At 63.4% G+C, this 18548-nt stretch carries 15 protein-coding genes; 2 read left to right on the forward strand and 13 right to left on the reverse strand.

The features are described 5' to 3' along the window. Positions 1–150: 150 nt before the first annotated feature. From GX444_15960 to GX444_15975, 4 genes are read right to left on the reverse strand one after another with little or no spacing between them, the layout of a single operon-like run. Positions 151–1437 (reverse strand): response regulator, encoded by a 1287-nt coding sequence (locus tag GX444_15960; protein NLH50074.1) that lies wholly within the window; start codon positions 1435–1437, stop codon positions 151–153. A 19-nt stretch (positions 1438–1456) separates the two neighbouring features. Then, complete coding sequence (locus GX444_15965; protein ID NLH50075.1) at positions 1457–2383, reverse strand: diguanylate cyclase; 927 nt, start codon at positions 2381–2383, stop codon at positions 1457–1459. Next, positions 2380–2748: a response regulator gene (locus tag GX444_15970; protein NLH50076.1), complete on the reverse strand. Its 369-nt coding sequence runs from the start codon at positions 2746–2748 to the stop codon at positions 2380–2382. Before GX444_15970 ends, GX444_15965 begins: the two co-directional genes overlap by 4 nt. Then, the gene (locus tag GX444_15975) at positions 2748–4775 is read right to left on the reverse strand and encodes a HAMP domain-containing protein (GenBank protein NLH50077.1); all 2028 of its coding nucleotides are present in this window, start codon (positions 4773–4775) and stop codon (positions 2748–2750) included. The genes GX444_15970 and GX444_15975 overlap by 1 nt, the downstream gene beginning before the upstream one ends. A gap of 433 nt (positions 4776–5208) precedes the next feature. Here GX444_15975 and lepB point away from each other — a divergent pair, with 433 nt between their 5' ends. Together lepB and GX444_15985 are read left to right on the forward strand one after the other, a co-directional pair. Next, a complete protein-coding gene (gene lepB, locus GX444_15980) occupies positions 5209–5868 on the forward strand; it encodes a signal peptidase I (GenBank protein ID NLH50078.1) in 660 nt (219 codons plus the stop codon). Then, positions 5865–7772, forward strand: a complete 1908-nt coding sequence (locus GX444_15985) for a hypothetical protein (GenBank protein NLH50079.1) — start codon at positions 5865–5867, stop codon at positions 7770–7772. The genes lepB and GX444_15985 overlap by 4 nt, the downstream gene beginning before the upstream one ends. On the opposite strand, the gene GX444_15990 is transcribed toward GX444_15985, so the two are convergent. The 9 genes from GX444_15990 to GX444_16030 all read right to left on the reverse strand — a co-directional run bounded on the left by GX444_15990 (position 7769) and on the right by GX444_16030 (position 18507). Further along, a complete protein-coding gene (locus GX444_15990; GenBank protein NLH50080.1) occupies positions 7769–8836 on the reverse strand; it encodes a hypothetical protein in 1068 nt (355 codons plus the stop codon). The genes GX444_15985 and GX444_15990 overlap by 4 nt on opposite strands. A 22-nt stretch (positions 8837–8858) precedes the next feature. Further along, a complete protein-coding gene (serS, locus tag GX444_15995; GenBank protein NLH50081.1) occupies positions 8859–10148 on the reverse strand; it encodes a serine--tRNA ligase in 1290 nt (429 codons plus the stop codon). Between the two features lie 80 nt (positions 10149–10228). Continuing rightward, positions 10229–10585 carry a PilZ domain-containing protein gene (locus tag GX444_16000; protein ID NLH50082.1) on the reverse strand — a complete coding sequence of 119 codons (357 nt, stop codon included), beginning with the start codon at positions 10583–10585 and terminating at the stop codon, positions 10229–10231. 67 nt (positions 10586–10652) lie between these two features. Next, complete coding sequence (locus GX444_16005; protein NLH50083.1) at positions 10653–11969, reverse strand: ribonuclease H-like domain-containing protein; 1317 nt, start codon at positions 11967–11969, stop codon at positions 10653–10655. After that, complete coding sequence (locus GX444_16010) at positions 11966–14317, reverse strand: DEAD/DEAH box helicase (GenBank protein NLH50084.1); 2352 nt, start codon at positions 14315–14317, stop codon at positions 11966–11968. The genes GX444_16005 and GX444_16010 overlap by 4 nt, the downstream gene beginning before the upstream one ends. 5 nt (positions 14318–14322) lie before the next feature. Further along, positions 14323–15765 (reverse strand): HAMP domain-containing histidine kinase, encoded by a 1443-nt coding sequence (locus GX444_16015; protein ID NLH50085.1) that lies wholly within the window; start codon positions 15763–15765, stop codon positions 14323–14325. Positions 15766–15800: 35 nt separating this feature from the next. Then, the gene (locus GX444_16020; GenBank protein ID NLH50086.1) at positions 15801–16442 is read right to left on the reverse strand and encodes a cyclodeaminase/cyclohydrolase family protein; all 642 of its coding nucleotides are present in this window, start codon (positions 16440–16442) and stop codon (positions 15801–15803) included. Positions 16443–16456: 14 nt separating this feature from the next. Beyond that, positions 16457–17452 (reverse strand): glutamate formimidoyltransferase, encoded by a 996-nt coding sequence (ftcD, locus tag GX444_16025; GenBank protein NLH50087.1) that lies wholly within the window; start codon positions 17450–17452, stop codon positions 16457–16459. Between the two features lie 29 nt (positions 17453–17481). Next, positions 17482–18507 (reverse strand): tetratricopeptide repeat protein, encoded by a 1026-nt coding sequence (locus tag GX444_16030; protein ID NLH50088.1) that lies wholly within the window; start codon positions 18505–18507, stop codon positions 17482–17484. Between the last annotated feature and the right edge of the window lie 41 nt (positions 18508–18548).

Below are 18548 nucleotides of genomic sequence, written 5' to 3' on the forward strand. Positions count from 1 at the left end.
ATGAATAAGTGGTTGCAGAAGGCGATGGCCGTCCGTCGCGAGCGCACAGCCCTAACTTCGACGAAGCGGATCATCGCCGCAAACGAATTGGGAAAACGCGTCTATCAAATCAAAGGCGATCGAAAATTCAAGGTTGCCGACCGCTTCCCACTACCGAAATCGGATCATATCGAACAATTCCAGCACATACAGCAACTGATGAATGACCGGCAGCGACTGGCCGGATTCGGCGGCGACTTCCGCCACCGTTCGCTTGCCGTCGATCAGGATGAAGGCGTCCAGGTGCTCCTCGCGCCATTGGATCCGGCCGGCGAGCAGCAGGTTTTCCTCATTCTTGAACACCACCTGGTTGACCCGGCCGTCGTACCGTTCGGCCAAATCCGCCTCGCTGTTCTGCTTGGCGACGACCTGATAGGTCAGATCGAAAATGTTGATTTCCGGCCGTTTGATTTTTTCGAGCCAGGAATCGTCTTCCGCGAAGGAATATTTGCCGGCCGCCAGGCGCAGCACGGCCTCGGCCCGGCAATCGACCTCGCGCAGGAGATAGGCGGCGAGGTCGGCCTGGTCGATCAGGGCGTTTTCCACCAGCAGTTTGCCCACGGTGGAGCCGCGCTCCCTGGCCAGCCGCTCGGTGCGGCCGAGCTGTTCCGCCGTGACCTTGCCGTCGGCGACCAGCAACTGGGTGAAGGATTCGCCGGCGACATTGCTGTTGGCATAGACCGGCACGCCCTCGCGCAGATATAGCGTGCGTACCGCGCTGCCGTTGGTCACGTTCAGTTTGCCGGTCAGTTTGCGGCGGAAAATCTCGCCGATCAGCACCGGGGACGGCCAATCGACCAGGTCGCCGGCCTCGGGAAAGGTCGGCCGGTCGAGGTCGAGTTCGGTCTCTTCCTCGTCGCTGATCGCGATTTCCTCTTCCGCGTCCGGCAGAACGTACAGCGAGCCGGTCCGGGTCGCGGGATCGACCGCCTCCGGATTGGCGGCCGACTCGTCCGCCGCGACCGCCGCGGATTCAGGCGCGGGCTCTCCCGCCGGTTCGGCTTCCTTGATCCGGACGGGCTTTTCGATGCCGAGCAGCCGGCAGAGCAACCGCGCCAGATTCATCAGGTTGAGCGGTTTGATCAGATATTCGTCGGCGCCGTATTTCGTTTTGGCTTCGGTTTGCATGCTGTAGGTCTTGTACAGCGCGCTCATCAATACCACCGGCACCGGCCGGGGGCCCTTTTTGATTTTTTCGCAGATTTGAAAACCGTTGACTTTCGGGAGCAGCACGTCGGCCAGCACGATATTGGGCACCGCGCGCTCAAACAGATCGAGGCCTTCCTGGCCGTCCTTGGCGGGCAGAACGATAAATCCGTACGCCTCGAGGAATTCCTCGATGATCTCCCGCAGATCCTGATTGTCTTCGATCAACAGCAGCTTGATGTTCGTGGACATTCTTTTCTTGTTCCCGTTGTCACTTGTCCTTAATGATGGTGGCGACCCGATTGCGCCCCGCTTGTTTGGCCTGGTACAGCGCTTCGTCGGCCAGCCGCAGCAATTCGTTGCCGTCATCCACCGCGCCCACGGCGGCCTGGCAGACGCCCGCCGAAACACGCACCTGGGTTTGCTGGCCCTCGAAGAAAAAGTCCGTCGTTTCCACCGTCTGGCGAATGCGTTCGGCCAACGGCGTCGCGCCCTCGGTATCGGTGACCAGGATCGCGAATTCCTCGCCGCCGTAACGGGCGACGACGTCACCGGCGCGCGCCAACCGCCGGAAAACCTCGGAAACCTTGCGCAGCACGTAATCGCCGAACAGGTGGCCGAACGTGTCGTTGATCTGTTTGAAATGGTCGAGGTCGAGCATGATGACCGCCAGCGGCCGGTTGTAACGCCGGGCGCGGCTGACCTCGACCTGCAACTGCTCCACCAGGTAGCGGTGGTTGAACAGGCCGGTCAGCCCGTCGGTCACCGACATCTCCGCCAGGCGTTCGTTCGCGGCGCGCAGCTCGTCCTGCAACGTTTTGATCCGCAACAGGCTTTTCACCCGGGCCGAAAGTTCCTCGATGTCGAACGGCTTGGTGATGTAGTCGTCGGCGCCGGCGGCGAAACCTTCCAGCTTGGATTGCGTGTCGTCGCGCACCGTGACCAACACGATCGGCACGAAATTGGTCCGGTAGCTGCTCTTGAGCTGCCGGCAGACCTCGAAGCCGCTGATGCGGGGCATCATCACGTCAAGCAAGATCAGGTCGACCGGTTCCCGCTTGGCGATGAGCAACGCCTCCTCGCCGTCGTAGGCCGGCAAGACATCGTAGCCCAGGCCGGTCAGGTACTGTGTCAACAGGTCGACGTTATCGGGATTGTCGTCGACCACCATGATCCTGAGGGCACGTTCGTTCGTCACGCTACACCTAAATATTTGTTGACCACGCGTTCCAGCTCGACAAAATCGACCGGTTTGGAAAGATAAGCGTCGCAACCGACCGCCAACGCCTTGCGTTCGTCGCCCACCATCGCGTGCGCGCTGATGGCGATAATCGGAATATGCCGGGTGCGAGCGTCGGCTTTCAAGGCCGCCGTCGCCTGCCAGCCGTCGAGCACCGGCAGGGACAGATCCATCAGGATCAGATCCGGCCGGATCTTATGCGCCTGGGCGATGCCTTCCTGCCCGTCCACGGCTTCGTGGATCTCATACTGCCCCTCGAAGAACTGCACCAGCAGTTCGCGATTGTCCTCGACGTCCTCGATGATCAAGATTTTTTTTTGCATCAGTCGGACTCTCCTCCCGAACCGCTGGCCGCGGCGGCCGGTTCCGGCGTCCCGTTGTCTTCCACCGCCCGCGCGGGCGGCAACGGATGCTCGTACTCGTTGCGCACGAGCGGTTGCGCCATTTCATGCCGCACCGGGATCACCACCGTGAAGGTGGAGCCGAAACCCAATTCACTTTTGACTAAAATATCACCTCCGAGCAACTTTGCCAACTTTTTCGAGATCGACAACCCCAGACCGGTGCCGCCGTACTTGCGGCTGGGGGAGCCGTCGACCTGGCGGAATTCGTTGAAAATGTTTTCGAGGTCTTTTTCGTGCACGCCGATGCCGCTGTCCTCGACCCAAATCCGGACCCACGGGCCCGGCCCCTTCTCGGCGCCGCTGAACCCCGGATCGTTGACGACCACGTATCCGGTGCGGAGATAGCCCTTTTCGGTGAACTTGGCGGCGTTGCCGAGCAGATTGATGATGATTTGTTGCAACTTGTTGCGGTCGGTGTAAAGGACGAGACTCCGATCGGAAGCGGCCGCGGAAAGCTCGATGGGCCGGCCTTCCAACAGCGGCAGGATGGTGTGATGGCAGCCGTCCATCAGGCTGGCGAGCGAAAATTCCTCGACGGCGACGTCCATGCTGCCCGCCTCGATTTTGGACAAGTCGAGAATGGAATTGAGCAGCTTGAGCAGTTGCAGGGTGTTTTTCCGCACCTTGATGAGGTTGTTGCGCTGCTGCTCGGGCAGGCTGTCGCCCGTCCGCTGCAAGACCAGGGTCGTAAAGCCGAGAATCGAATTCATCGGCGTCCGCAACTCGTGGCTGACGTTCGCCAGGAATTCGCTTTTCAGCCGGTTGGCTTCCTCCAATTGCTGGTTGGTGCGCCGCAACTCTTCGTCGCGCTCGCGCAGCGCGTCGGACATTTGATTGAAGGTATTGGCGAGAATGCCGATTTCGTCGACGCTCTTCACGGGCATTTCGACGTTCATGTTGCCGGCGGCGATCGCCTGGGCGCCGTTGACCAGCTGCAGCAACGGGTCCGAAAAGCGCCGGCTGATGAAGTAGACGATGATGATGATCGCCAGCACGGCCAGGATCGTCAGGGTCATGAACAACACCCGCAGGAACTTCGCCTGGCGGTAGATCACCTCGTCGGGCGCCTCCACGACCACGACCCACGGCTGGCTCTCGCCGGCGCGCATGCCGCTGACCTGCGCGTAGCCGATGGTCTTGGGCTCCGGCCAATCGACGTTCAGAATGCCGGCCGGGTTGCGTTCGACGGTGCTCTTCAGGTCGACCCGCAACGGATACGGCTCGCCGTACAGTTTCGGGTTGCGATGGGCGATGAAGCGGTTGGAATCCAGGTCCAGCATGAACAGCAGGCCGGCGAGATCCTGGGCGTGGGCGGCCTGCGCGACATCGAGGATATCCTGGACGTAATTCCAATTCAGGTAAGCGATGAAGTAGCCGCAAATGTTATCCGCCGCGTCGCGGATCGGCATGCTCAGGCTCATGCTGTTGCCCTGGTTGCCCATGATATGGCTCAGCAGCGACGAATGGCGGAAGCCCGACATATAAAAGCCGGTCTGGGCGGCCTCGGAAAACCAGGGGCCCTCGCTGATCTGGTTGCCGATCAGATTGCCCGTGGACAAGGGTTGCCCCTGGGCCGTGACGCTGTTGACCGCGAAGACCCGGTGGTCCGCATCGACGAGCAGGAGCAGCGAGTACATCGGGTAGTAGGCCATCCATTGATCGAAGATGGCGTTGATTTCCGGGCGCTTGGCCGCCGCCTTTTTGTCCAGGGCTTCGATGAACATGGGCAGACGCGACCAGGCTTGGATTTCGGCGCGCCGGGAGCGGATCATTTCCTCGATTTTGTAAGCGGTTTCCACCGCGATCAGGCTCAGCAGGCGCAGCGAATTTTCACGGATGACGCCGTTGAGCTGATGATAGGAGAGATAACCCAACCCGATGAGCGGCAATAGGCTGACCAGCAAAAAATAGATGATCAATTTGTTGTAGATCGATAATGTTTTCATCCACCAGCCGTTTCGCTTCACATTAAAAAGGCATCATACACTCATTGCCGCCGGACGCAAATTACAGAAACCGGCCGGCGCGCCGGGTCGGGCGGCGCGTCTGGTTGACAAGCCGGAGTGATTTTCCAATAGTAGGCACAACTTTTTCGCCGGCCGACGTGTCAGTGGGTTGAAAAAACGACGCGCCCTGACGATCGGGAGTGAAGACATGTTCACCGAACGCAAAGTACGCAAACTCGCCAAGGAAGCGAACCGTTACATCGCCCAGGCGAAGCGTGAAATGGCCAAAAGCCCGGCTTTATTCCCGGGGGCCGAAAAACAGGCGGTGGAAGCCGCGATCGCCGCCCTGCAAGCCGCCATCGAACGCCGCGTTCCGAACGACATCCTCGAGGCCCTGAAAGAAGCGAAAAGCCGCGTCGACCGCCACCTGCCGATTTACCGCAAAAGCCTCGTGCGCGAATACGTCGAGGTCATCGTCGTCGCCCTGGTGCTGGCGCTGTTCATCCGCACCTTCATCGTGCAAGCCTTCAAAATCCCGTCGGGCAGTATGATTCCGACGTTGCGCGTCGGCGACCACATCCTGGTCAACAAGTTCATCTACGGCATCCCGATCCCCTTCACCGACCGGAAAATCCCGCTGAGCAAGCCCGAGCGCGGCGACATCGTGGTCTTCAAGTTTCCCAACAATCCGTCGATCGACTACATCAAGCGCGTGGTCGGTCTGCCCGGCGACACCATCGAGGTGCGCGGCGACGATCTCTACATCAACGGCGAATTGGCCGCCAAGACGCGCGACGGCACGTTCCGCTTCGAGGATCCGCGCGGCTATCCGCAAACGAGCGAGATGTACATCGAGAATCTGACCGGGCGGAAGCATCCCGTGCTGTACGACAAAAACGCCTTGCGCGGCGGCGATCAGGTGCAGAAGGTGCCGTCCGGCCATTACTTCTGCATGGGCGACAACCGCGACCATTCGAACGACAGCCGCTACTGGGGCTTCGTTCCCGAAAGTTATCTCCGCGGCGAGGCGATGGTGATCTACTTCTCCTGGCCGCCCGGACAACTCCTCCGCTTCGGAAAAATCATCCGATGAAAATGACGGGCGACGGGCGTTTTGCCTGGCTGCTCGTTTTCGGAGTCGCTTATCTCCTGACCCTGGCGCTGGCCGGCTGGACGATCGCCGACGGGCCGCTCGTCGATGACAATCCGTTGTTGTTTTCCGCCCAGGCGAATACGCCGCAAAAATGGGGCCTCTTGCTGGCCCCGCACGCCGACCTCTACTGGCGGCCGGTGGCCAAGCTGACGCTGGTTCCAGCCGCCCTCGTTGCCGGATACGCGACCTGGCCGCATCGCCTGACCGCCTTGCTCCTGCACGCCCTGGTGACGACGCTGCTCTGGGTTCTGGCGCGCCGGTTGTACGACCTTCGTTCGGCCTACTGGACCGCCGCGGTCTTCCTGTTGCACCCGATCCACGCCGGAACGATTTACTGGATCAGCGCCCGCTACGATCTCGTCGCCGCCGCGTTCGCGACGGCGGCCGTCGTCGCCGCCCTTCCCGCCGCCGCAGGTGCAACCCGCGCCCGCAACCGCTGGGCTGCTGCGATCTTCACCCTGCTGGCCTGCCTGTCGAAGGAAATCGCCTTCATCACCCCCGGTTTGATCGCCGTCACCGTCTGGCTGCAAAGCGACGGCGCGCGCCGGGAAAAAGCCGCCCTGGCCTGGCGGCAGACCGCCGGCAGTTTGATCGCCGTGGCGCTGGTGCTGCTGGCGCGGCTGGCGCTGCTGCATCGGCTGGGCGGACCGGAACCGCTGTCGCACCCGGAGCCGACGACGATTCTCGGCAATCTGCTGATCAGCATCCCGCTGGCGCTGTTCGCGCCGATCAACTGGGAGGCGGTCACGGCGGGTTCGGCGTGGTCTATCGGGCTGGGCTGGCTGGCGCTGGGCATCACGGCGCTCGTGTTGTTCGCCGCTCGGCGGCGCGAGCGGCGGTTATGGTTGGGGCCGCTCTGGATCGCGATCGCCGCCTTGCCGCTGGCGGGATTCATTTTTCTCGGCCGGTCGCTGAACGCGGGTTATATGCTCTACCTGCCGTCGGCCGGCCTGGCGCTCTGGCTGGGCCCGCTGCTCGCCTGGCCGGACGAGCGGTCGAAAAAACCACGCCGCCTCGCGCGGCGGTTGCTGCAATTCGCCCTGTGCTTGTACTGCGTCGCCGGGCTGACGTTGAATCTGCAAGCGTACCATCGGGCGGAGCGCCTACTGGGGCAGATCACCGGGCTGGTCCGCAACTACGCCGCGCAAAACCCGGCGCGCAACATCCTCGTGGAAGACCTGCCGCAAGAGGTCGCCGGGTTGCCGCTGTTCTACGATCACTTCGATCAATTCTTCCTGCCCGATCCCGAGTCGGCCGAGCGCCGCTTCCTGCTCGTCGGCCCTCGTTTTTACCGGACGGAAGGCGCGGCGCTGCCCTGGTCGGATCCCGCCTGGATCGCCGACACCGCCGTCATCCGGTGGCAGGGCAACCGGCAGGGGATGACCGCCGTTTCACCACAGGATTTGACGGCGCCGACGCGCGAAAAGTGGCGGCGGCGCGGCGACCGGCCGAACGGTTCGCTGGCGCTCGCGATCGGCCCGGAACCGCCCGCCGGCCTGACCCGCACCCCCGCGGGGCTGGAGTGGCGGCGCGGCCCGGTTTCGCTGCCGCTGCTGGCGGCCGGCGCGGATCACGTCGCGGCGCGGATCGACGTCGGCGACACCGGCGAGGTCGTCCTGACCTTCGCGATCGAAAAGCTGGACCGGCGCGCGGCCCCCGAGTTGCGCTTCGAATGGACCGACCAGGATGACGAACCGCACGCCGTGCTGCTTCCCGTCAACGCCGACGGCCGGCCGCACACCTACCGGCTGGCCCTGGCGGCCGACCCACGCTGGGCGCGCACGCTCTTCGCGCACGGGCTGGTGCTGCACCTGCCGTGGCGCGCCGGACGATTGCGTTTTTAGGGGATCAGTTCGTGGGTCAGCCGATGGCTGCCGATCCAGTTGTGCAGGCTGGCGCGGGGGGTATCCTTTTCAAAATCGATTTTGACATACGGCCGCAGGTAGGACCGCCCCAGTTGCGCCACGTCCACCGAGATGATCTCGGTCCAGGTTCCGGTGTTGAAGTATTCGCGGAAATTGCCGAACAGGTGGTAATCGATTTTGTGGCTGTGACCCATGACGACCAGCTTGTAATTGGTCTGGCGCAAGATGTCCTCGGCGGTACGCGGCAGCGATTTGTGGGTCATCGCGTTTAAAAACCGCATCGGCGAAAGGGCGAATTCGCGCCGGCGATAGGGATCGCGCGAAAACCGGTTGACCGACCAGAAGCCGATGATGCCGAAAATGACCCGCCAGAAGAACAGGTGATCGTTCCAGAACGCCCACCGCAGGTATTTTTCGAACGGTTTGACCTTGTCGATGTACGGCCGGCGCGATTTCATCCGCCGCAGGAATTGGATGACGAACAGGCTGCCGTAAGGCAATTTCAGACATTCCACGCCGTCGGGATCGCGATGCGTGAAGTCGCGCATGTCGAAGTTGTGGATGAACTCGTACTGGTGGCCGTGAATGATGAACACGCCGCCGTACGAATAGTAATTCTTGATTTCGACCTGCCGGCCCAGGCGTTGATGCAGGGCCCGCTGGACCTCCGGAAACAAGAGGGCAGCGTCGTGATTGCCGACGATGAACGTCAGGCTCTTGTGCTCGCGCCGGGCGAAATCGTGCAGCGCGTCGAACAAATCCGGGTGCCCGGCGAAAATCCGTTCCAGGTGCGCCACGGCCACTTCCGCCGTGATTGTTTCGGTCGCCCGGTTGTCGCCGACGATTTCCAACAGATTGAAAAAATCGCCGTTGATGATCAATTCGAGGTCGTCGGCCGCGTATTCGCCCGCGGAAAAATGTTCGAGAAACTCGATCAGCAGATCGTCCTCGCTGAATTCCTCGAATACGTTGCGGCGGCCGTCCGGCAGGCGCGGGCCGGTATGAACATGCAGATCGCTGATGACGAGCTTGGTCTTCCTCACGAGCCTCCCCGGAGAAACAAACTCACTTTTTGCCCTTGGCCCGGATCACTTCCTTGCCCAGGTACGGCACCAGCGCCGCTGGGACGCGGATCGAGCCGTCGGCCTGCTGGTGGTTTTCCATGACCGCGATCAACGCGCGCGAGATGGCCACGGCCGTGCCATTCAGGGTGTGCACGAAGCGCGGGCGGCCGCCGGCGCTCGGCCGAAAGCGGATGTTGAGCCGCCGCGCCTGGTAATCGGTGCAGTTGGAGGTGCTGGTCACCTCGCCGTAGGCGCCGCCCTCGCCGCGTCCCGGCATCCAGGCCTCGATGTCGAATTTGCGGTAGGCCGGCGAGCCCAGGTCGCCGGTGCAGATATCGACCACGTGATACGGCACTTCGAAACCCTGGAAGATCTTTTCCTCGATCGCCAGCATGCGGCGATGGATCGCGTCGGATTGCTCGGGCGTCGAATAGGCGAACATCTCCACCTTGGTGAACTGGTGGACCCGATAGAGGCCGCGGCTCGTGCGGCCGTAGGATCCGGCCTCGGTGCGGAAACAATGGCTGACGCCGGCCAGCAACAGGGGCAGCTCGGCCTCGTTGACGATGTCGTCCTGCAACATGCCGCCGAGGGTGATTTCGGCGGTGGCGATCAGCGACAAATCCTGCTTTTCGATCGAATAAATCTGTGTCTCGTCGCCGCGCGGATTGAAGCCGATGCCGTCGAGAATCGCCGGCCGCGCCAGGTCGGGCGTGGTATAGGGCACGAATCCCTCGGCGATCAGGGTGTCCAGGGCGAACCGGCACATCGCCAGTTCCAGCAACACCGCATCGTTCTTCAGAAAATAAAAATTGGACCCCGCGACCTTCTGCCCGGCGGCGAAATCGACCAGATCCAGTTCCTGGCCCAGCACGACGTGGTCTTTGGCCGGAAAGTCGAAACGGCGCGGCTCGCCCCAGCGCGCGATTTCCTTGTTGTCTTCCTCGGTCAGGCCGATGGGCGACTCGGGGTGCGTCAGATTGGGAATCTGGCGGAGCAACGCGTCGAGCTGGGCGTGGGCTTCCTTGGCCTGGGCTTCGTTTTCAGCGATCCGCCCCTTGAGCGCGCGGCCTTCCTCGATGCGCCGCTGGCGCTCGTCCGGTTCCATTTTGCCCTTCATCGACTGAGCGATTTCGTTGGCGCGGCGGCGCAGTTCGTCGCCATCGGTGATCAACCGCGAGCGGGTTTCAGCCAGTTCCGGCAGCGCCGAAAGATCGACTTTCATGTTCCGGTTGGCGATATTGGTTTTGACTTCGTCCAGGTGTTCCAACACGTAATTGAGATCCAGCATGCGCTTCCCTCGTGATTTTCGGTTTGCGGGTGCAATGTATCAGGGGCCGGTGGCCGCGGGCAAGGGGAACGGACCGCCGCTCAGCTCACCCACCACTCGCCGTCGCTGTTGTAGCGGATGACTTGAAAGAGGTTGACCGAGCTTTCGAAATCCATCCGCGTGAAGCGCAAGGCCACCTCGCGGGTTTCCTCGGCGGCCGGGCTGCGTTCCGAGCGCACGACCTCGACATTCGCCGCGACCAGGGTGTCTTCCCGGGTCGAATCCTTGACGATGCGGATTTTCCCGAATTCGCCGATCCGCAAATCGCGATCGACCTCGAGCAACAATCCGCTCATGCTGATGTTGACCGATTTCGCCCGGTGCCAGTCGCCTTCGAAGGCGTACTGGATTTCCACCCGGTACTCGACCCGTTTGCGTCGCCGACGTTCCGCTCGCATGACCCTCCCCCCTGTCCTGCCTGATTCAATTTTTACCGCGCTTTGGCCGGGAAGGAAAGAGACTCGTTCAGGATTCGGCGGAGCGCTCCCGTTTGCGGCGCAACCGCTCCAAACGATGAAGCAAGGCGGTGCGTTGTTCGTCCACGGCCAGGTGCGGCGCGGCGAGCAAGCGCTCCACCAGATCGATCGCCTCGGCAAAGGCATGTTGGCGATGTTCCAGCCATTTCGCCATTTCCTCGGCGGCGAACAGGTCGAGCGGATCGGCCTGCAATTGCCGCCGCCAAAGCTCCGCCGCTTCCTCCCAACGTTCCTGCCGTTTGCAAATCAGCGACCATTCCCGCAGGCAATCCGCTCCGGCATCCCAACCGCGCGCCAACCATAGCCCGCGCAGCAACTGCTCGGCGTAAGCCAGCGCGCCGGATTGCAGGTGCAGCCGCGCCGCCGCCACCACGTCGCCGGGGAAGGCATCGGCGGCTTCGTGGCCGGATCGCGCCAATTCGACCAGATGCACGGCCAGGGACGCCATCGAAACGACGTCGAGCCGGTTGTGCCGCAAGATATCGGCGACCAGCCGGGCGTCCCGCGTGCGCAGGTAGTCGAAATAGCGCTGGGGAATTTCGCTGCCGGGAATGTCGCCGTCGCGGTGCAAACCGAGCACGTGCTGCTCCAGCGTGACCAGGCGGCTGTTTTCGAGCCGGTGCCCGAGCAGCCGGCGCGACGGATGCAACAGATCCAGGTGCGGCAGATCGGCGATGGGATTGCGCCGGCGGTTGAGCACGTACCGGGCGGCCAGCAGGCCGGCATCGAACGTTTTGCCGTTGAAGGTGACCAGAAAGCGCTTGTCCGCCGCGTAGGTCGCCAGTTGGTGAAGCGCAGCGGGTTCCTCGGTGAAATCGCGGGAAAAGATCAGCCGGGTGACGAACCGCTCGCCGTCGAACCAGCCCAGCCCGATGAGAAACGCCAGCGTCCCCGTGCCGCCGGCCAACCCGGTGGTTTCCGTGTCGAGAAACAAGGCATCGGTCGGGACCAGCGCGGCGAGACGCGCGTCGTCGGCCAGCAACGCGGCGGTCGGCATGTGCATTTCCGTCAGTTCGCGCAGCCGCCGCCGGCCCCAGAAGAGCCCGGCGTCCAGTTCGTCCGTCGCCACGAAAACCGGCCCGTACGGCGTGACGATTTCCTCGCCCTTGGCCACCGATTCCAATTCGACCGGCTGCCTTTCCGGCTCGGCGGGTCGCGGCGCCGGCGCTTCGCCGGTCGCCGGGCGGCGGGAGAGGATTTCATCGATGCGTCGGCGCAGTTCGCCGATTTGCGTTTTCTTTTCAGCGGCCGGGGCGGCCGGCGATTGGTCGCCGGTCAGGCGGTCGAGGCGGTCGCGCAGGCTCATTTTTGCAGCAGCGTCAGGATCGCCAACGCCACTTCCTTGGCTTTGACGCCGACTTCCAACGTGGGTCCGACGCAGGACGGGCAGCCGTGTTCGCACGGGCAGGCGGTGATGCCGCCGCGCACCGCCCGCAACAGTTCGTCGTGGCGGGTGAACAGCAGGTCGGAAAAACCGATGCCGCCGGGATAGGCGTCGTACAGGAAAACGGTCGGATCGAAGGCGTCGATCCGCCCGCCGTCGCCCCCCTCGGCGACGATCGTCCGGCCCTGGCGGTCGTGGCGGACGAACCAGGCGCCGCTCTTGTCGCTGATGCAGCGGTCGAGGTCGCGCACGTCGGCCATGAGCATCATGGCGGCGAGGTGATGCAGGCTGTAGGCCAGGCCGGAAAGGCCGTCGATCAGCTCCGCGCGGGTGAAGGGCAACTCGTCCAGCAAATTTTTCGGTATCGTGAACCAATAACTGGTGGTGTGCAGATCCTTTTCGGGCAGGTTCACGTCGCCGTAGCCGACGTTTTCGCTGGTGTAGAACTTGATTTTCTTGTAGCCCGTCACCTTGCGCACCACTTGCACCTCGCCGTGCTCGACGATCGCGTTCGGCCGCCGTTGCGTGGCGAATTCGTCGATCACCCGGACGTTGGTGTAGGTCATGGCGTCGGTGTAATAGTCGACGTTCACTTTGTGCACGTAGGCTTTTTGCCGCTCCAGGTCGAGCTGGTCGACGTGGTACTGCTGCGATTCGATCATGTAGATCGCGTCGTCGTGCACGGTGGTGAAGGCGCTGTCCCAGTCGACCTCGGCGATCACCTTGTGGTCGCCGGTGTCGGTCGTGTCGACGACGACGACGTTCTCGGGGTTGATGCTGCGCAGCGAGACTTCGTCGGCCGGATAGCTCTCGGCGGCCCAGTGCCAGCGGCTGCCGACGCGATGCAGGACGCCCTTTTCGACGAGGTAATCGAGCAGTTCCTCGATGTTTTCCTTGCCGAATTTTTCGCCCGCCTCGAACGGCAGCTCGAAGGCGGCGCTTTTGAGGTGGTGCAGCAGGATCAGCAGGTTGTCCGGATTGACGCGGCAGTGTTCGGGGCTGTGCGCGAAGAAATAATCCGGATGCTCGACGATGAACTGATCGAGCGGATTGCTGCGGGCGATCAGCACCGCCAGGCTGTGGCCGGTGCGCCGGCCGGCGCGTCCCGCCTGCTGCCAGGTGCTGGCGATCGAGCCCGGGTAGCCGACCATCAGGCAGGCCTCCAGGGCGCCGACGTCGATGCCCAGTTCCAAGGCGTTGGTGCTGACCACGCCCATCACCGAACGCTCGCGCAGGCCCTGTTCGATCTGCCGCCGCAGGTTCGGCAGATAGCCGCCGCGATAGCCGGTGACGAGCTGGTTGTCGACCGGCTGGCGTTTGGCGAACTGATCTTTCAGGTATTTGGTCAGCACCTCGACGTTCAGCCGGCTGGTCGTGAACACGATGGTCTGCACGTCGTTGTCGATCAATTCGCCGGCCAGGTGTCGGGCGGGCGTCAGCGCCGACTGGCGGATACCGAGTTCCCGGTTGACGATCGGCGGGTTGTACAGCACGAACGTCTTGGCGGCGCGCGGCGCCCCGCTCTCGGCGATCAGTTCGACCGGCCGCTCGAGGATGGCCTCGGCGTGTTCGCGCGGGTTGGCGACGGTGGCGCTGCAGCAGATGAAGACCGGCTCGGAATTGTAAAACCGGCAGATGCGCACTAGGCGCCGGATGACGTTGGTCACGTGGCTGCCGAAGATGCCGCGATAAATGTGCAGTTCGTCGATCACCACGAAGCGCAGGTTGGCGAACAGCTTTTCCCATTTCGTGTGGTGCGGCAGGATGCCCGTGTGCAGCATGTCGGGATTGGTCACGACCACGTGGCCCTGCTTGCGGATCGCCTGGCGGGCGTCGTCGGGCGTGTCGCCGTCGTAGGTGAAGGTTTTGACGTTCGCCCCGAGGCGGCCGATCAGGCCGTGGATTTCGTGCATCTGGTCCTGCGCCAGGGCCTTGGTCGGAAACAGGTAGAGCGCGCGGGTTTCCGGCTCCTCGAGGATGCGTTGCAGCACGGGCAGGTTGTAACAGAGCGTCTTGCCGCTGGCCGTCGGGGTCACCAGGACGACGTCCTTCCCCTGCCGGACCGATTCCACCGCCTGCGCCTGATGGCTGTAAAGCTGCCGGATGCCGCCGGCGGCGAGGACTTCGCGGAGTTCGGGCCGGACCCAATCCGGGTACGCGGCGAACCGGCCGGGTTCCGCCGGCAGATGCTTGAGCGCGCGAACGTTTTCCAAAAAGCGGCGCTCGCCCCGCCACCGTTCCAGAATTTCCGTCAACTTCAACTTCGCCATGCGCGTTATCCGTTACCGCCGTTCAAACCGGCAGCCGGCGGCCGGCCGAAAGGGCGGATCGGCAGGGTCACCGTGAACCGCGTGAAGACACCGGGATCGCTGGCCGCTTGCACGGTGCCGTTATGTTCCTCGACGATCGTCCGGACCGAGTACAAACCGAGGCCCAGGCTGTTGATCGAGCCGCGCGTCGTGAAGAACGGCTCAAAAACCTTGTCGAGGTATTCGGGCGCGATGCCCTCGCCGTCGTCCTCGATTTCCACGGTGAACATGCCGTCGCCCGAACGGGTGCGCACCAGCAGGCGCCCGCCGGGGTGATTGCTCGCCTCGAAGGCGTTGACCAGCAGGTTGACGATCAGTTGCTCGAACTGGCTTTCGACGCCGAGGATTTTCGGCGCGTTCTCGTCGAAGGCCGCGTCCACCACGATGCCGCGCCGCTTGCGTTCCGGTTCGAGCGCCGACAGGCAGCGCATGATGAGGTGCCGCATATCGACCGGGTGATAGACCAGATCGCCGCGTTGCTTGGTCAGCAGGCGCAGGTTGTCGATCAGCATGCTCAGGTGCTGGGCGTTGGTCAGCACGCGCTTGAGCACCTCGCGGTTTCGCTCGGGACGTTCCTCGTTGCGCAAAAGCTGCATTTCGACGTCGCTGATGATGATCGACAGCGGATTGGTCAGATCGTGCAAAATACCGGCGGCCAGCTTGCCGGCGGCGTTGAACCGGTCGGACCGCATCAATTGTTGGCGTGAAGTCTGCGCCTGCCGCTCGAACGAATGCGAACGCTCGAGGGCCGCTTCCAGGTCGTAGAAGCTGCGCGTCAGTTCCTCGTTGGCTTCCTCCAGTTGCCGCTCCAACGAAGCGACGACGGTGCGCAGTCCGCCCTGCCGGCGCAGGCTGCTGTAATTGGCGAACAGCGCCAACAGCAGCAACGCGAACAGAATCGGGAACTGGAACGTCAGGGCGCGGGAAAATACGAGCGCCGGCCCGGTGATCGGTTGCAGGGGAAAGACCAGATCGATCGCGGCGACCAGCAGCATGGCGGTCATCGTGCCGCCGGTCACCAGATTGGTCAGGTAGGGAATGGCATAGACGAAAACGAACAGCACCGGGAACAGAAACAGAAAGATGAACGGGCTCTGGGCGCCGCCGCTCTGAATGATGAGCGCCATGATGTTGAGCAGATCCCAGGCGAACAGAACCAGGATGACGCGGACAGGGTGCGTCCACTGGTAGGTGAACCAAAGCAGCGACAGGTAAACGCCGGCGCCGATGATCAGCCCGACGACAAAAAGCATGCTGTGGTGCGTGAAGCAGGAAAATCCCCAGGATGAACTCCAGAGCAAGGCGATCAGACCGAGGATCAGGAACCGGTACGCGATCATCCCCAGCGTCGCGAAACGGTTGATCCGCGCCACCAGTCCGGAAAACAATTTTTTATCCAATATCGCCATTGCCCTCCTCCCGCCGCGCCGCAGCGCGCGTTCGGTCAGCCCGCCGCCGTCAGTAGCCGCCCGATTTCGTCGAGCGTCCGCGCCGCCAGCGCCGCCGTCTCCCGTTGGACCTCGGCGACCCGGGCGGCCTGCCGCCGGCTGAATTCCTCGTCGCCGGTCCCCGGCAAATTGATCAGCACGTTGAACGCCGCGCCGCTGACCGCCGCCGCGGCCATCTGCATGCCGGTGCCCGCGTCCGAAAGGCAATTGCGGTTGGTGCGCGGGTAGAGCCCGGCGATGATCCGGGCGGTGGCCAGGGCGGCCTCGAGCGTCCGCGCCGGGACTTGGGTCGCTTCCTTGGCGGCCGCCTGCATGGCGGCGCGCCGCGCGGCCTTCTGCTCGTCGGTCTCCTTGGGCAGGGCCATCGCCGCCCCGAAGGCGTTGTAGGCGGCGGTATCGGCGTCCACCAGGGCCAGCAATTCCGCCGCCAGCCGGTCGAGTTCCGCTACGGCGTTTTTCGCGTCCGCCTCGACCTCGAGGTATTTTTTCTTGCCGATCGTCAGCCGGCAGACCATCGCCATCAGCGCGGCCGCCTGCGCCCCCGCGAGGGCCGCGACGCTGCCGCCGCCGGGCGCCGGAGCTTCGGAGGCGAGCAAGGACAGGAATTGACGAATCGGCATTTCAATCAAGGTGCTCATCGCTGGTTCCCCGTTCATTCGGTTTGCGCAATTACATATTCCAGCACTTTCTTGTCCGGATCGAAAGGCGCCAGGTCGCCGAGACCCAGTCGCCGGACGGCCTCCTCGACCGCCGCGCGGTCGTCCAGGCCGGCGCCGCCGTAAAACCGGCCGGCTTCGCCGAGCGCGGCCAGCGGCACTAGGCCGACGATTTCTGAACCGGTGACCGTCTCGCCTTCCGCCGCCGCCATTTCCTTCACTTTTTCGTAGACGACGTGCATGTTGGTCTGGGTGAAGTCGACCAGATTCATGCTGACCTGGGCGATTTTCCGGCCGCCGGTTTCCAGCGCGAACCCCATGGCCTTGACCGCCGGAAACAGTCCCGGCACGTGCTGGTCGCCCTTTTTATAGCCCGAAGTGCGGATGGCCTTACCGATCCGGCCGGCCAATGCCACGTTATCGGAAGCGAGATTGACGTTGTAGGCCACGAGAAATTGGCGGGCCCCGACGATCACCGCGCCCGATTCGGGAACGAATTTCGCGGGCCCGAAATCCGGCGCCCAGGCGCGATCCTTCAACTTTTCCGCGAGCCCCTCATACTCCCCTTTGCGGACATCGGCCAGATTCTGGTACTCCGGTTTCCGCGCCGCTTCGCCGTACAGGTAGACGGGAATACCGAGTTGGTCGCCGACCCGCCGCCCCAGCTTGCGCGCCAGCGTGGCGCATTCGGCCATGGTGACGCCGCGCACCGGCACGAACGGCACCACGTCGGCCGCGCCCATCCGCGGATGCTCGCCGTGATGCTGCCGCATGTCGATCACCTGACAAGCCGACCGGATGCAGGCAAACGCCCCGGCCAGAACGCTGTCCGGATCGCCGACCAGCGTGATGACGGTCCGGTGGTAAGTGGCTTCGGGCTCGAACGACAGAACCTTGGCGCCGGCACGTTTGATCGCCTCGACGACCGTTTTGATTTTTTCCAGATCCCGGCCTTCGCTGATGTTGGGCACACACTCGATGATTTTTTCCATGGCTGTACTCCCGCGACCGGCCGCGGCTTTTACGGCAAGCGTTTGGGCCGGGTCGCCACCTGATAACGTTTACCGAGTTCCTGCGCGAAAACCAGCGCCGTTTGCTCGGAATCGAATTCGCCGACCAGCAATTCGCACTGCTGGCCGTTCAGCAGCAGATGAATCCGCATGCCGGCCTCGGAGAACCGTTTCGCGGCCTGCTCGGCCTCGGCCAGCGTCGCGTACAACCCGACGCTGACGGCATATTTTTCGGTCGTGGCTTCCGGCGGGCCGACCGTCAGCCGTTCGCCGACGGCCAGGGTGCTGTCCAGACGATCCTTCGCCCGCCAGGCGAAGAGCGAGTCGCTCCAGCGTTGCGTCAGCTCGCGGTAATAGTGGCGCGCCGCGTCTTTCTGTCCCAGTTTTTCGGCGGCCAACCCCAAGTGGAAATACACCTGCGGCAGATCGAGCGCGCCGGCATCGGTCGCCAACGCCCGGCGGTAGGCTTCCTCGGCGCCGCGCCAGTCGCCCTGGCGGATTTTCTGGCCGGCCAGTCCGGCCAGGGCCTCGGCGATCGCCGGATGGTCGGGATACTTGGCTAAAAACGCGGCGAAACTGTCGCCGGCCGTGGCGCCCAAGGGCAGGCGCAGTTCGAGCGAACCCTTGAGCAGCAGCATTGCCGGAGCGTCTTCCGCGTCGGGATAACGAGTGAAGAATTCCTCGCAAACCGCGAGGGCCGGGCGGTCGTAACCGGCCAATTGCAGCAGGCGGGCCAATTCGACCAAGGCCCGCACGCCTTCCGGCCGGGTTGCGCAATGGTCGGCCGTCTGGCGCAAGCGCGTCTTGGCGTCGTAGACCGAACGCACGGCCAGGGCGGCGCTCAATTCCAGCGGACAGGCGATCTCATCGGCGGGGTGCGACTGGAGAAACTCGGCCAACTGCGGGTCGGCTTCGGCGACCTGGCCTTGTTCGTAAAGCCGGCGGAGGCGCGCGGCGTCTTCCTCGGGTCCGGCGCCGGCGATCGCCGGCAACAGCCACAGAACCAGGAAGAGCGAAATGGTGAGTGTTTTGTTCATTCGTCCCGCGGATGATCGGCCGCGTTCACGACAATTCCGGA

Source organism: Myxococcales bacterium, assembly GCA_012517325.1.
Taxonomy (GTDB): domain Bacteria; phylum Lernaellota; class Lernaellaia; order Lernaellales; family Lernaellaceae; genus JAAYVF01.

Excerpts from the sequence above, each read along its gene's own strand:
- GX444_15960 (NLH50074.1), bottom strand. The coding sequence starts at position 1,437 with ATGTCCACGAACATCAAGCTGCTGTTGATCGAAGACAATCAGGATCTG.
- GX444_15970 (NLH50076.1), bottom strand. The coding sequence starts at position 2,748 with ATGCAAAAAAAAATCTTGATCATCGAGGACGTCGAGGACAATCGCGAA.
- GX444_15975 (NLH50077.1), bottom strand. The coding sequence starts at position 4,775 with ATGAAAACATTATCGATCTACAACAAATTGATCATCTATTTTTTGCTG.
- GX444_15985 (NLH50079.1), top strand. The coding sequence starts at position 5,865 with ATGAAAATGACGGGCGACGGGCGTTTTGCCTGGCTGCTCGTTTTCGGA.
- serS (NLH50081.1), bottom strand. The coding sequence starts at position 10,148 with ATGCTGGATCTCAATTACGTGTTGGAACACCTGGACGAAGTCAAAACC.
- GX444_16000 (NLH50082.1), bottom strand. The coding sequence starts at position 10,585 with ATGCGAGCGGAACGTCGGCGACGCAAACGGGTCGAGTACCGGGTGGAA.
- GX444_16005 (NLH50083.1), bottom strand. The coding sequence starts at position 11,969 with ATGAGCCTGCGCGACCGCCTCGACCGCCTGACCGGCGACCAATCGCCG.
- GX444_16010 (NLH50084.1), bottom strand. The coding sequence starts at position 14,317 with ATGGCGAAGTTGAAGTTGACGGAAATTCTGGAACGGTGGCGGGGCGAG.
- GX444_16015 (NLH50085.1), bottom strand. The coding sequence starts at position 15,765 with ATGGCGATATTGGATAAAAAATTGTTTTCCGGACTGGTGGCGCGGATC.
- GX444_16020 (NLH50086.1), bottom strand. The coding sequence starts at position 16,442 with ATGAGCACCTTGATTGAAATGCCGATTCGTCAATTCCTGTCCTTGCTC.
- ftcD (NLH50087.1), bottom strand. The coding sequence starts at position 17,452 with ATGGAAAAAATCATCGAGTGTGTGCCCAACATCAGCGAAGGCCGGGAT.
- GX444_16030 (NLH50088.1), bottom strand. The coding sequence starts at position 18,507 with ATGAACAAAACACTCACCATTTCGCTCTTCCTGGTTCTGTGGCTGTTG.